The organism is Campylobacter geochelonis (assembly GCF_013201685.1).
In the GTDB taxonomy this organism is placed as follows: Bacteria; Campylobacterota; Campylobacteria; order Campylobacterales; family Campylobacteraceae; genus Campylobacter_B; species Campylobacter_B geochelonis.
The window spans coordinates 1,706,341-1,719,302 of the sequence record NZ_CP053844.1 but is presented as its reverse complement, the minus strand read 5'-3'; the positions used below and the strand labels follow the sequence as shown (position 1 = coordinate 1,719,302).

The window sequence follows — 12,962 nt, the reverse complement described above, 5'->3', positions numbered from 1 at the left end:
AAGAATAGCTTTTATGCATTTTTTAGTTTAACAAAATTTGCATTTATTTAAAAAAATATAAATTATTTTAATATTTAATAGTAAAATATGTGAGTATGATACAAATTTAAATTTTTAGACCCTCGGTTTAATCAAAATATTTTTTATTTGCCAAATTTATAAATAAAAAATATTTTTATAAATTAGATTGATTATATTTTTATAAGTTTTTAGCTTTTTATCCACAAATCTCTTGAATAGTGTAAACAAAAAGCGGTATAATTTTTAAGGCTAATCACATTAAGCTGGCAAATCTATTATATAATGATCTTAAATTTATAACCAAAAGTTTAAAAGCGTCATAAATTTAGTAAATTTTATATTTTTATTTTTATAGTTAGTAGATATCATAAGATAAATTTATTTTTGCATAAATAAAATAATTATGCATTTATAGTGTAAGTTTTAAAATAAAATTGCTTTTAAATCATTTTATCAACAATTTTTATCTTAAATTTTTTAACAAAGTTTATAAAATTTTTGACACTATCTTTCATTTAAAAATAAAAATTAATTATAATTATCTTCTATTCTTGTAAATAAAAAGACAAAGTCATTGGCATTTAACAAACTAAGCATAAATATTATCAGGTGGCGTTACTTTTTGTGACAAATTTGTCTAAATTTAGTGAGTTGCTAGCACTTAAAATGCTTTTTATAGCCGCAGTATTGTGGATAAATTTAATAAATTTTTGCGCTTAATTGTTTGACAAATTTGGTATAAAATTTGCATAAATTTAGCCCTAAATAAGTATTTTATATAAAATTTGTTATAATTTCTAAATTTAGAAAAAGGTGAAAAATGAAACTTTGTGTGGCGCTTGATACAGCGAGTTTTAATACAAATTTGGCTTTGGTTAAAGAGCTAAAAGGGCTTGATGTTTGGTTTAAAATCGGGCTTAGAAGCTACTTACGAGATGGCGTTAAGCTGATTGATGCGATTCATCAAACTGATGATTTTAAGATATTTTTAGACCTAAAAATTCACGATATTCCAAACACGCTAGCGGATGCTTGTGAAGTGGTGGCAAACCTTGAAGTTGATATGATAAATCTTCACGCAAGTGCCGGACTAGCGGCTATGAGCGAGGTTATGAACCGTTTAAACTCACGCCCACACCGTCCACTCGTACTAGCAGTAACTGCGCTAACTAGTTTTAGCGAAGATGAGTTTAAAAATATTTATAATCAAGATATAAAATCAGCCGTTATAAAGATGAGTCAAACCGCTAATCAAGCAGGGATTGATGGTGTTGTTTGCTCTGTTTTTGAAAGTTTGCCTATCAAATACGCCACAAGTAAAGAGTTTTTGACTCTAACGCCTGGAATTCGCCCATTTGGTGAGGCGTTTGACGATCAAAAAAGAGTAGCAGACTTAAGCACGGCAAAGGCAAATTTAAGCGATTTTATCGTAGTTGGCAGACCGATTTATAAAGCGCAAAATCCGCGAGAGGTTTGTGAGCGAATTTTATCTGAAATTTAGCTAATGCGAGCATTATTATTATTAATTTTTATAAATTTTGCTTTTGCTAGCGAAATTTATATGAAATATGATGTTAGTTTTGGCATTTTTGGTAAGGTTGGCGAGGCTGATGCAAAGCTAGTAAAGCACGAAAACAACGCAACTTATGAGATAAGCATAGATGCCAAAACGACTGGCTTGGCAAATAGTTTAAGTGGCGATAGAAGAGAGTATTTTTATAGCACTGGCGAGATTTATAAGGATTATTTTTTGCCACACCTTTATACTCATCGAGTCGAGCGAAACAAGGGCGGTAAGGTAAGAGTAGATGAGAAAATATTTACATTTAACCAACGAAAATCGCAAATCCACTTTGTTAGATACAAAGGCGAAAAGGGAAATATAAGTAAAAGTGATGATAAAATCTTAGATTACTACGCGCAAAATGATCTTTTAAGCTTGTTTTTTAACTTTTCAAAGATAAAACACGACGAGGAACTATACGCTCTAATTGCAGCTGGAGCGAATAAAAAAGATGGCAGAGTTGATGTTTTTATGCCAAGCGGAAGCAAAAAAGAGAGCTTGCAAAAAGCGCTAGATACGAAGTATCAGCCATATATCGTTTATATAAATCAAAAGATTTTTTCAAGTAAAAAAGGTGAGCTTCATCTTTCGCTTGATGAGAATGGATACGCAAAAAAGGCGATTTTAAAAGATGTTATCTTTTTTGGTGATATAGTTGGAGAGGCAAAGTAGGCTTGTTTGGTTTGTTATAAGAGTTAAAAACAAAACAAACATAAAATAATATAAGTATATTTTATGTTTGTATGCCTAGATATGTCAGCAAACTTATAAAATATTATATTTTCTATAAATAAAAATAAAGTTTTAACCAAGCAGGGCAAATAACCAGCTTGAAAAGGTAGTTAGAAAATGCAAATTTTATGAACTAAAAATTTACATTTTTTATTGTGGCGACTAAAAGTGTTGCTAAATTTGCTTTTTCTAACTTATATATGATAAATTTATTCTTATAATTTTTAAAACTTATTTTGCTTGTAAAATTAAAACTGCTTTAGCTAAGATGTGACTTGCTAAACTAACTTTTGTTAAATTTATATAACATAATTTGAAATAGTTGTAGTGCTAGGCTACTGATAATTGTAATTTAAATTTATGAAATAGACTTAAATAAATCTTTTAGTAAATGTGCATATTAGCCTGTGTTTAAATTTAATCGATATTAAAGCGCTAAACAATTAATTTAATTTAAGTTAATTTAGCTGAATATCGGAGTGTTTAAGCTAAAAAATCACATTATCAATGCTCGCTTAGTGGTGATTAGAGAAGCCCAAAAAAGAAACAAAATTTACAAATAAATACATAGCATCAAGGAACGATTTGATATCGTTATAACTTTTTTGCAAAATCAAAAAACTCTTGATTTTAGCCTTGTAATCTACTTTGAAATATTTTTGCTAAATTTTTATCTCTTGCTTTAAATACCTCTTTAAAAAATTTTACCAAAATCTTAATATTTATTTTTCTATCTCATAAAATTATCTATTTTTTGATTTATTTTATAAATTTAAGCCATATATTAGGAATAGGTTGATATAATCACATTTCTTATTTTTTCTTGGACAGATGGGTGAGCGGCTGAAACCACACCCCTGCTAAGGGTGCAGCTCTTAATCGGGGCTCGAGGGTTCAAATCCCTCTCTGTCCGCCACTTATATATTTTTTCAGTTTACCCATAGCTAGACAATAAAAATTTTTAAAAAGTCCTTTTGTATCCATTTAAGTGAAAATCAATAGATCTTTTTAGATCAAAATTCAAGTTAAAATCACGAATTTGGATATCTCTTTGTTTACTACTCATATCTAATTTTTAGTAAAACTACCATTTTAGTATCTAGTAATCATTTTTAAAAGCCTTATTTTTAGGCACAACTTGATATAAAACACTAAATTTATACAATAAAACAACCGTATCGATGAAGCTACAAAAAAAACAATTATTTTAAACAGTTAAATAATAAATTAATTCTAATTTAAATCTATATAAGTATAATAATATCTTTATAAATTTGGTGGAAAAATGTTTAAAAATGATATCTATATCTGTTTTTCTGATGGCGAAGATGTTAAATTTTCGAAGAAAATTTTATCAAAAAAAGATAAGCGTAAACTAAAGTGCTCGCCAAATTTAAAAACAAATAGCTCGTTTATCACATCAAGATTTTTAAAAAACAAGGCTAAAAAGGCTAAATTTTCACTTTCTCATAAAGAGAAATTTGCAGTTGTTGCGTTTGGTAAAGTGCGAAAACTAGGCGTAGATATGGAAATTTTGCATAAGCGAGATATAGATGGGGTGATGGATTTTTGTTTTAATGAATTTGAGTGTGAACTTGTTAAAAAAGCAGATGAAAAACTGCAAATTTTTTATCAAATTTATACGCTCAAAGAGGCGGTTTTAAAAGCAAAGAAGCTTGGGTTTGAGTTTTTAGGACGCGTTGGACTTAGCAAAGATGGGCTTTTAGATGAAAAAGGTCGAAAAATGTTTTATAAAAGTTATATGATTGATAAATTTATTATTTCAATCGCTTTTAGATATTAAAAAAAGGATTTTAGTGGATAAAAAAGGTTTGTTATCTATAAAAAATTTTGTTTTTATCATGATTTTTATCATTTTTGCTGGATGCGCGAAGCACTATGAAATCCCGCCAAATCTTGAGTTTAGCCAAAAAAAATTTATCGTAAATGACGGCAAAAAAACAAGTCAAGTTTTTGTATCAAAAAACGCTCAAATTTATCGTTTTGTATGGCTTGAGATGACAAAAAGTCCTATTTCGCGTAAGATTTTAGAAGATGGCAAATTTAGAAACGATGGGTTTTTACCACCAAACAACACAAGTCAAGAGCTTTTTATAAAACTACTAAATATGATAAAAAACTATGAAAAATCAGCCGTAATTTCCTTAAAAAATGGCGAAATTTATAACATAAAAATGGTTAGTGATGAGTAAAGTTTATCTAAGCCAACCTGGCGTTATAACTGCGGCTGGAACGAGTTTGAAAGAAACTTTTAAAAGCGCGATGAGTCAAAAAACAGCACTAAAAAAGATTGAGAGTTTTTATAATGATAAAAGCTTTGTTTTAGCTAAAATTTATGATGATTTAGAAAGTTTTAGCGCAAAAACAGATGAGAAATTTCATACCAGAACAAACCAAATTTTACTGTCTGCAACCACGCAGATATTGCCTCAAATCAACCGTGCAATAACTAAATTTGGGCGCGAGCGAGTCGGCGTAGTAATCGCTACAACCACAAGCGGAGTTGAAGAAAATTTGAGTTATTTTAAAACATTGGCAAAAACAGGGATTTGGGATGATAAATTCAGCCTTGATATGAACTCACTTTCAAATCCTGCTGAGTTTTTGCATGATTTTTTAAGGCTTAGCTCAGCTTGTTTTTCAGTCTCAACTGCCTGCACATCTGGCGCTAAAGCTTTGATAGATGCGGCAAGGCTTATAAAAAGTGGGCTTTGTGATGCTGTGGTTTGTGGTGGAGTTGATAGTTTAAATACAATGACCGTGCTTGGATTTAACTCACTTGAAGTGCTAAGCGATGAGGTTTTAAACCCATTTTCTAAAAACAGAAAAGGGACAAATCTAGGCGAGGGCGCGGCTGTATTTTTACTAAGCAAAGATGAAATTTCAGATATTTCTCTTCTTGGTTATGCGACAAATACAGATGCTTTTCATATCACAAAACCAAGTCCAGAGGCTAAATTTCAGATAAAAGCAATTGAAGATGCTCTTAAAATGGCGAATTTAAAAAGCGTTGATTATGTGAATTTGCACGCAACCGCAACTATGGCAAATGACAAAATGGAAGCAAAAGCAGTTTTTAGCACTTTAAAAAACACGCCTTGTAGTAGCTCTAAACCCATTATCGGGCATACGCTTGGGGCTGCTGGGGCGATTGAGTGTGCTTTGTGTTATGAGATGATAGAGCATGGAAATGGGCTTTTGCCTCATCTTTATGATGGAGCGTATGATGAGAGTTTAGCGCCACTAAATTTAGCACTCAAGCTAACAAATACAAAGCCAAAAACCGCACTTAGCACATCTTTTGCTTTTGGTGGGGATAATGCGGTTGTAATTATAGGAAAAAATGATGAAATTTAGTATAGATACGCTTTTGCCACACTCAAATGATATGATTATGATAGATGAGATTGTAGAGATATCGCCTGAACAAATCACAGCAAAACGCCTGATAAAAGAGGGCGATGTTTATGTAAGTGATGCAAAGTTGGCTGGATTTGCTATGCTTGAGTTGATGGCTCAGACGATAGGCGCTTATGCTGGGTATTATGCAAAAACAAATGGCGCAAAACCAACGCTTGGATTTTTGATAGGAAGTAGGAAATTTGATATTTTAAAAGATGGCATAGAAGTTGGAGTTTGTGTGCATATAAAGGCGGTTTGCTCTATTCAAGATGAGAGTGGTTTTGGAGTTTGGGATGGCGAAATTTATGATCAAAAGCAAATTTATGCAACCGCAAAACTTAGCGTTCTTAGCCCAAATCAAGAGACCTTAGAAAGGATGAAAAGTGAGTAAACGAGTTTTGATAACTGGAGCTAGTGGCGGAATCGGCGCTGGGATTGCTACTTATTTAGCAAAGCTTGGCTATGAAGTTGTGCTATGTGGGCGAAATGAAGATAAACTAAAAAGTGTTGCAAAAGAAGTGGAAAAAATCACTCAAAAATTACCAGTTATGCTTAAATTTGATGTTGCAAACGAAGCTCAAGCCAAAGAAGTTTTAACCAAAGATGTGAGCGAAAATGGGGTGTATTACGCGGTAATTTTAAATGCTGGGATAACGCGCGATAATACCTTTGTAGGAATTGAAAGCGATGATTGGAAAGATGTGATAGATACGAATTTAAACAGCTTTTACTATGTTTTAAAGCCGGTTTTAATGGATATGATTAGAGCGAAAAAACCAGCTAGAATCGTTGTTATAAGCTCAGTTTCTGGAGTGATGGGAAATCGCGGGCAGAGCAATTACAGCGCTAGTAAAGCTGGTCTTATAGGCGCTGCAAAGTCCCTTGCTATCGAACTTGCTTCAAGAAATATCACGGTTAATTGTATAGCGCCAGGTCTTATAAAAACTGAAATGATAGATGAGAGTTTACCGCTTGATGAGATTAAAAAAGCAATTCCAGCTAGACGTTTTGGCGAAGTTAGCGATGTAGCGCCTTTGGTTGAGTTTTTATTAAGCGATGGAGCAAGCTATATCACAAAACAAGTCATTGGCGTAAATGGAGGTATGTGTTGAGAAAAGTCGTAGTTACGGGCTTTGGCAATGTAAGCGCCTTTGGTAAAAGTTACAGCCAGATAAAAGAGGGGCTTGAAAGAAGGCAAAATGCGGTTTGCTATATAAAAGAGTGGGATAGAATCAAAGAGTTAAATACTCGCCTTGCAGCGCCTATTTTAGGCTATGAACCACCAAATTCGTGGAGTAGAAAAGAGCTAAGAAGTATGGGAAGAGTAGCACAGTTTGCTGTTGAAGCTGCTGGACTTGCGCTAAAAGATGCGGGGCTTTACGAAGATGATGATATAGTGCCAAATTTACGTGATGGGCGAATGGGCGTAGCAGCTGGTTCATCTACTGGAAGCACGGACGCGGTTTGTTCGGCGGTTAAACTACTTCTTGATATGCCAAGCGATTTTAACGCAAATACTTATATAAAAATGATGCCTCACACAACAGCTGCAAATATCGCCATTTTTTATGGCTTAAAAGGTCGCATTATCCCAACTTCATCTGCTTGCACGAGCGCAAGTCACGCTATAGGCTACTCATACGAAGCGATAAAATATGGCATGATAGATATGATGTTAGCAGGTGGAGCAGAAGAGCTTTGCCCTAGTGAGGCATATGTTTTTGACAAGCTTTATGCAACAAGTTGTAAAAATGATACGCCACACTTATCTCCAGCTCCATTTGATGCAAATCGCGATGGGCTAGTTCTTGGAGAGGGTGGAAGTATGCTTGTGCTTGAAAGCGAAGAGAGCGCTTTAAAAAGAGGAGCTAGAATTTATGCACAAGTTGTAGGCTTTGGCTCAACTTGCGATGGAGCACACATCACAAGACCACAAAGTGCGACTATGAAAGAGGCTATGAGTTTGGCTTTAAAAGATGCAAATTTAAAACCGAGCGAAATCGGATATATAAACGCTCACGCAACCGCAACAAAGCAAGGCGATATCGCAGAGAGTATCGCAACAAACGAGCTTTTTGGCGATAATGTTGCGATTAGCTCGCTTAAGAGCTATTTTGGGCATACGCTTGGTGCGTGTGGTGCGCTAGAGAGTTTTTTAAGTGTTATGATGATGAAACAAAGTAGGTTTTATCCAACTCTAAATTTGCTAAATTTAGATAGCGAATGTGCAAAACTACGCTACTTGCAAGATATAGAAAACATCACAACTGATTATGTGATGAACAACAACTTTGCTTTTGGTGGGGTTAATACATCTTTGATATTTAAAAATTATAGCTAAGAAAAAAAGTATGAAAAAAGTAGTTTTTACAGTGATTTTAACCGCACTTGCACTAAGTGCTAATACCGATGATAGGTATCTTAAGATGCCTATAAAAGATGCTATGGTTGATATAAGTGGAGTAAAGTTTGATTTTAGTGATAAAAGATATGAAAATATTATCAAAAAAAATCATAAAGTAAGCTCTAGCACTATAAAAGGTTTTAAAAGAAAAGATAAATCTTATTTTGATGCTTCTAATGGCAGGGTAATAAAGCAAGCAGGCGCTAGAAACGATAGTAAAGCTTGCAAATATGTTTTTAAAGCAGCAACTAAAGCCTTGATAAGAGAAGCTAAAAGAGTAGGAGCTACAAAGGCGGTAAATATAGAGGAAATTTTAAAAACAACTTTTATCATAACGGTAAAAGCTATCAATGTGTAGTTGGCGATGTTAGAACTTCTATAAGGTTTTTAGCAGACTTTGCTAAATAGGCGAATATAATTAAAAAGGAGATGAAATGGTAAAAAATGTTGGAGTTTTATGTATTTTATTATTTATTTTTACAGGTTGTTCGATAGTGTCTCAAGAGGCATATGTGGTGCCAAATTCATATAAAGAAAATACAAAAACTTATTATGTGGAGCATCTAATAACAGATAAAAATGATTTAAACAAGCTTATAGAAAAAGCTATTATAAAAAATGGATTTAGTGTGGTAAATAACCATAAGCAAGCCGATGTTATTGTTACATATATAGATAGATGGTTTTGGGATATGGGGAATTACCTTATATTGTTAAAAATTCAGTTTAGAGATAGTAAGAATAAATTTCCTATGATAGTTGGCGAAAATGCAAGAACATCATTTGCTAGAAAAGAGCCAGAATTTATGGTAGATGAGCTTATAAAAGTTATGTTTGAAAAACAAAATAGGAGATTTTAATGTATAAATTTATAGTTTTGCCAATTATAGTGATATTTTTTTCTGCTTGTTCTGGTGCGATTTCAACTCCTAGTATTAGTCCAAATTTTGCTACAACTAAACAGTTTGATAAAAGCGTGATGGTGGTTGCCGATGGAGTACCTCAATCAAAACTTCAAACCCCATTTGTTCAACCTTTGGTTTTAGAAAATAGCATTATCGATACGATAAGGAGATCTAGACTTTTTAGTTTAGTTACAAATACAAATCCAGATGTTGTAATCCAAGTTTTTGTAGTATATACTGATATACCTTTGTTCGCAGGAGAATTTAATTCTGAAGTTGAAATAGCGTGGATTGTTAAAAAAGATAATAAAATAGTATATAAACGCTCGTTTATTACGACTGCAATTCAGTCAAAAGATTCATTTGCTGGTATAACTCGAGCAGCTTCTGCTATATCAGAAGCAACTAAGAAAAATATAGAGTTGGCACTTGAAGATATTTCAAGACTAAATTTATAAAAGAGAAATTTGATGTGAAAACTATTTTTATATTCTTGCTTTGAGTAAATGCTAATGCAAAAGAGGTATTTAAAATGCAGTGTAGCAAGACAAAGAGTTTAAAACAGTATTAAAAAATCAAAAATAAGGAGGGGTTTGTGTATGATGTTGTAATTATCGGAGCTGGGCCAAGCGGAAGCACAGCAGCAGCTTTTTGCCATAATGCAGGGCTTAAAGTGCGTATAGTTGAGAAATCAACAATGCCAAAATTTGTAATCGGCGAAAGCTTGCTTGCAAACTGCAATAATATTTTAGAAGAAGCAGGGCTGCTTGAAGTTATAGAAAATCATGGTTTTCAGTATAAAAACGGAGCTGCTTTTTCGTGGCGTGATGAGTATACTTATTTTGATTTTTTAGATAAAAGTAGTGTTGGAGCTGGAACGACTTTTCAGGTTCAACGGGCTGAATTTGACAAGCTTTTAGTTGATGAAGTTATCAAAAAAGGCGTTGAAGTTAGCTTTAACACAGAAGTTGTTGATGCTAAATTTAGCGATGAGTGCGCAACACTTATAATCAAAGATGAAAATGAGAATAAAAAAGAGTTAAAAGCTAAATTTATCCTTGATGCAAGTGGATATGGAAGAGTTTTGCCACGCATTTTAAATCTTGAAAAACCATCAATATTGCCTGTTAGAACAGCGTATTTTACGCATATAGAAGATAATATCACAGAACCTTTATACGATAGAAATAAAATTTTAATAACAACTCATCCAACCATGCGTGATGTTTGGTTTTGGCTTATACCTTTTTCAAATGGGCGTTGTTCAATCGGCGTAGTCGGCGAAAAAGACCGCATAAATCCAGATGATTTAACAAGCGAAATAACTCTAAAAACACATGTTTATAAAGCGCCTATGCTTAAAAGATTATTAAACAATGCTTCGTGGGATATGGAAGTAAAAACACTAAATGGGTATTCAAAAGATGTAAAAGCTCTTTATGGCAAGAGATTTGCGCTGCTAGGCAATGCGACTGAGTTTTTAGATCCTGTTTTTAGCTCTGGAGTTACTATAGCGCTTTATTCATCAAAACTAGCATCAAAATGCCTGATTAAAACGCTTAAAAATGAAGATGTTGATTGGGAAAAAGAGTATAAAGATGAGTTAATGCTTGGCGTTAATGCCTTTAGAACGTATGTAAATGGCTGGTATGATGGAGCGTTTCAAGATGTTATTTACACTAAAAATAAAAACATAAAAATCAAACGAATGATAAGTTCGATTTTGGCTGGTTATGCGTGGGATAGACAAAATCCGTTTGTGGTAAAATCAGATGAGAAGCTAAAAACTTTAGCTGCTTTTTGCTAAAATTAAATATAAACTATTTTAAAAGGAGAAAAGATGAAAAAATTAACTATTTTTCTTATGGTTTTGGCGTTTTTAGGTGTTGCTCATGCTAAAAATGAGGTACATAGATTTCCAATCGCTGATGCTCTAAATGATCCAAGAGCAAAAGAGGTTTTAAATCCAAAGATAAAGCTGGTTTTTGGAAGCGGTTCAAAAGCAAAAGCGATAACTGATGTTTTAACAGCTAACAAAAAAACAAATGCAGCATTTAAAAAAGACAAAGATGCTTGCAACTGGGCGTTTCTTTCGGCGATTAAAACCTTTCAAGAAAGGGCTGTTAAAGAAGGCGGCACAAAGGTTGTAAATTTGACAAGTTATTATTATAAAAACAAATTTGTTAGCAAAAAAGAGTTTGAATGTGGCGTTGGTAACATTATGGTTGGCGTAACGCTACAAGGCGTGATAGCAAAATAATGAAATTTAGTTTTAATATCTTAAAATTTGATGCCATAACAAATGTTGAAATTTGTGATGAGCTTAAAGATTTTTGTGTAACACCAGAGCTAAATCACATAGCGCCACTTGCTCGCCGTAGGCTTTCAAAGTGTGCTAAATTTAGCGCTCATTTGCTAAAAGAAATTGATACAAATAGCGTTGCTAGCGTATTTAGCTCAAGAGATGGCGAGATAAATCGTTGCTTTTCTTTGCTAGATGATGTGGCAAAAAACGAACCGATTTCGCCAACTTCTTTTTCGCTTTCGGTACATAATGCAACTTTAGCTCAAATTGCTATTTTTAGCTCAAATAACAGTGAAATTTCAGCAATTTCTTCAAATTTAAGCTTAGAAAATGGGCTTTTAAACGGATATTTAAAACTAGAAGATGGATTTGAAAAAGTGGCTGTGATAAGCTACTTTGAGGGTGTTGATAACCAAATCGCAAAGAAAACAAATTTAGCTTACGCGGTTTTGGTTGTGATAGAAAAGGGAAGCCAAATTTGTTTAGAAACGACACCTAATACGCACGAAAGCTTAGCTAAAAACTCAGATATAGTTTTTTTAAAAAATATGCTTAGCGCTAAGAAATCATGGAGCGTAAGTGATGAAGTACTAACTTGGAGATGGTGCGTTGAAACTGCTGTTTAGACGGATTTTAGTCGGCTTTTTGTTTGCTCTTTTTGGACTTATTTGTTTGGTTGGAAATTTGGTTTTTATCCCGATTGTTTTACTGAATTTGCAACGATTTAAGATAGTAGAAAATTTAGCAAGAGATATGATTTTTATCTCGTGGCGAAGTTTTATACTAGCAACTAAATTTTTTAAATATCTTAAATTTGAGTTTGATGGATATGAAAATCTTGGTAAAAACTCGCAGATAATCATCGCAAACCACCCATCGCTTCTTGATGTTGTGTTTTTAATCTCGCATATCAGGCGGGCAAATTGCGTGGTAAAAAGCTCTCTTGGGCAAAATTTATTTTTATCTTTAGCAATCAAAGCGGCAAACTATATCCCAAACACGCAAAATGAGCTTTTGCTTGAAAAGGCGATAAAAGTGCTTAAAAATGGCGAATGTTTGGTTATTTTCCCAGAAGGCACAAGAACAAAAGATGAGATTAAATTTCATAAAGCTGCATTTTACATAGCGATAAATTCAGCCAAAATTCTAACACCAATCGCGATAAATATGCAGCCTAAAAGCCTAAAAAAAGGTGAGTCTTGGCATAATACGCCAAAGAATTTGATATCATACAAACTTAGTGTTTTAAAAAGTATCGATATAACAGCTTTTGCTAGTAACCGTGCAAATCCAGTGCGTGTTAGAGAGCTTTATAAAATGTTAGAGAATTTATATAAAAAGGAAAATTTATGAACCAAATGCGACAAGAGATCAAAGAGCTTATCATTAAAAGCTTGAATTTAGAAGATATGAAAGCTGATGATATAGACGATGATGAGGTGCTTTTTAACGATGGTTTGGGGCTTGATAGTGTTGATGCGCTTGAGCTTGGACTTGCTATTCAAAAAACATATGGCGTTGTGCTTGACTCAAAAACTACAAATTTAAAAGAGATTTTTAAATCAGTTAGCACATTGGCTGATTATATCGCTAAAAATAGGAGCTAGA

16 protein-coding genes and 1 tRNA gene are annotated in these 12,962 nt (G+C 33.1%); all 17 read left to right on the top strand.

The window, feature by feature from the left end:
- Positions 1-841 precede the first annotated feature (841 nt).
- The 17 genes from pyrF (at position 842) to CGEO_RS07810 (ending at position 12,961) form a co-directional block, all read left to right on the top strand.
- Complete coding sequence (gene pyrF, locus CGEO_RS07890; protein ID WP_075540155.1) at positions 842-1,522, top strand: orotidine-5'-phosphate decarboxylase; 681 nt, start codon at positions 842-844, stop codon at positions 1,520-1,522.
- Between the two features lie 60 nt (positions 1,523-1,582).
- Positions 1,583-2,257 carry a DUF3108 domain-containing protein gene (locus tag CGEO_RS07885; RefSeq protein ID WP_242647988.1) on the top strand — a complete coding sequence of 225 codons (675 nt, stop codon included), beginning with the start codon at positions 1,583-1,585 and terminating at the stop codon, positions 2,255-2,257.
- A gap of 885 nt (positions 2,258-3,142) precedes the next feature.
- Positions 3,143-3,233: transfer RNA gene (locus tag CGEO_RS07880), tRNA-Ser, on the top strand.
- 369 nt (positions 3,234-3,602) lie between these two features.
- Positions 3,603-4,121 carry a 4'-phosphopantetheinyl transferase family protein gene (locus CGEO_RS07875; protein WP_075540157.1) on the top strand — a complete coding sequence of 173 codons (519 nt, stop codon included), beginning with the start codon at positions 3,603-3,605 and terminating at the stop codon, positions 4,119-4,121.
- Positions 4,122-4,134: 13 nt separating this feature from the next.
- Complete coding sequence (locus CGEO_RS07870; RefSeq protein WP_133147195.1) at positions 4,135-4,530, top strand: hypothetical protein; 396 nt, start codon at positions 4,135-4,137, stop codon at positions 4,528-4,530.
- Positions 4,523-5,695, top strand: a complete 1,173-nt coding sequence (locus CGEO_RS07865; RefSeq protein WP_075540158.1) for a beta-ketoacyl synthase N-terminal-like domain-containing protein — start codon at positions 4,523-4,525, stop codon at positions 5,693-5,695. Before CGEO_RS07870 ends, CGEO_RS07865 begins: the two co-directional genes overlap by 8 nt.
- On the top strand, positions 5,685-6,131 hold the full coding sequence (locus tag CGEO_RS07860) for a hotdog family protein (protein WP_075495183.1): 447 nt from the start codon (positions 5,685-5,687) through the stop codon (positions 6,129-6,131). Before CGEO_RS07865 ends, CGEO_RS07860 begins: the two co-directional genes overlap by 11 nt.
- Positions 6,124-6,852, top strand: coding sequence for a 3-oxoacyl-ACP reductase FabG (gene fabG, locus CGEO_RS07855; protein WP_075540159.1), 729 nt, complete (start codon positions 6,124-6,126; stop codon positions 6,850-6,852). Before CGEO_RS07860 ends, fabG begins: the two co-directional genes overlap by 8 nt.
- Positions 6,846-8,081 (top strand): beta-ketoacyl-ACP synthase, encoded by a 1,236-nt coding sequence (locus tag CGEO_RS07850; protein WP_075531924.1) that lies wholly within the window; start codon positions 6,846-6,848, stop codon positions 8,079-8,081. The genes fabG and CGEO_RS07850 overlap by 7 nt, the downstream gene beginning before the upstream one ends.
- Positions 8,082-8,091: 10 nt before the next feature.
- Entirely contained in the window at positions 8,092-8,502 is a 411-nt protein-coding gene (locus CGEO_RS07845; protein WP_075540160.1) for a hypothetical protein, read from the top strand.
- A 76-nt stretch (positions 8,503-8,578) separates the two neighbouring features.
- Positions 8,579-9,004, top strand: a complete 426-nt coding sequence (locus CGEO_RS07840; RefSeq protein ID WP_075495188.1) for a hypothetical protein — start codon at positions 8,579-8,581, stop codon at positions 9,002-9,004.
- Complete coding sequence (locus tag CGEO_RS07835) at positions 9,004-9,507, top strand: hypothetical protein (protein WP_075495190.1); 504 nt, start codon at positions 9,004-9,006, stop codon at positions 9,505-9,507. Before CGEO_RS07840 ends, CGEO_RS07835 begins: the two co-directional genes overlap by 1 nt.
- Positions 9,508-9,644: 137 nt before the next feature.
- Positions 9,645-10,856: an NAD(P)/FAD-dependent oxidoreductase gene (locus CGEO_RS07830; RefSeq protein ID WP_106381571.1), complete on the top strand. Its 1,212-nt coding sequence runs from the start codon at positions 9,645-9,647 to the stop codon at positions 10,854-10,856.
- Positions 10,857-10,889: 33 nt separating this feature from the next.
- Positions 10,890-11,309 carry an excinuclease ABC subunit A gene (locus tag CGEO_RS07825; protein WP_075495194.1) on the top strand — a complete coding sequence of 140 codons (420 nt, stop codon included), beginning with the start codon at positions 10,890-10,892 and terminating at the stop codon, positions 11,307-11,309.
- Positions 11,309-11,980 (top strand): beta-ketoacyl synthase chain length factor, encoded by a 672-nt coding sequence (locus tag CGEO_RS07820; protein ID WP_075495196.1) that lies wholly within the window; start codon positions 11,309-11,311, stop codon positions 11,978-11,980. The genes CGEO_RS07825 and CGEO_RS07820 overlap by 1 nt, the downstream gene beginning before the upstream one ends.
- Complete coding sequence (locus CGEO_RS07815) at positions 11,964-12,707, top strand: lysophospholipid acyltransferase family protein (RefSeq protein ID WP_075495198.1); 744 nt, start codon at positions 11,964-11,966, stop codon at positions 12,705-12,707. The genes CGEO_RS07820 and CGEO_RS07815 overlap by 17 nt, the downstream gene beginning before the upstream one ends.
- Entirely contained in the window at positions 12,704-12,961 is a 258-nt protein-coding gene (locus CGEO_RS07810) for a phosphopantetheine-binding protein (RefSeq protein ID WP_075495200.1), read from the top strand. Before CGEO_RS07815 ends, CGEO_RS07810 begins: the two co-directional genes overlap by 4 nt.
- Position 12,962 lies beyond the last annotated feature (1 nt).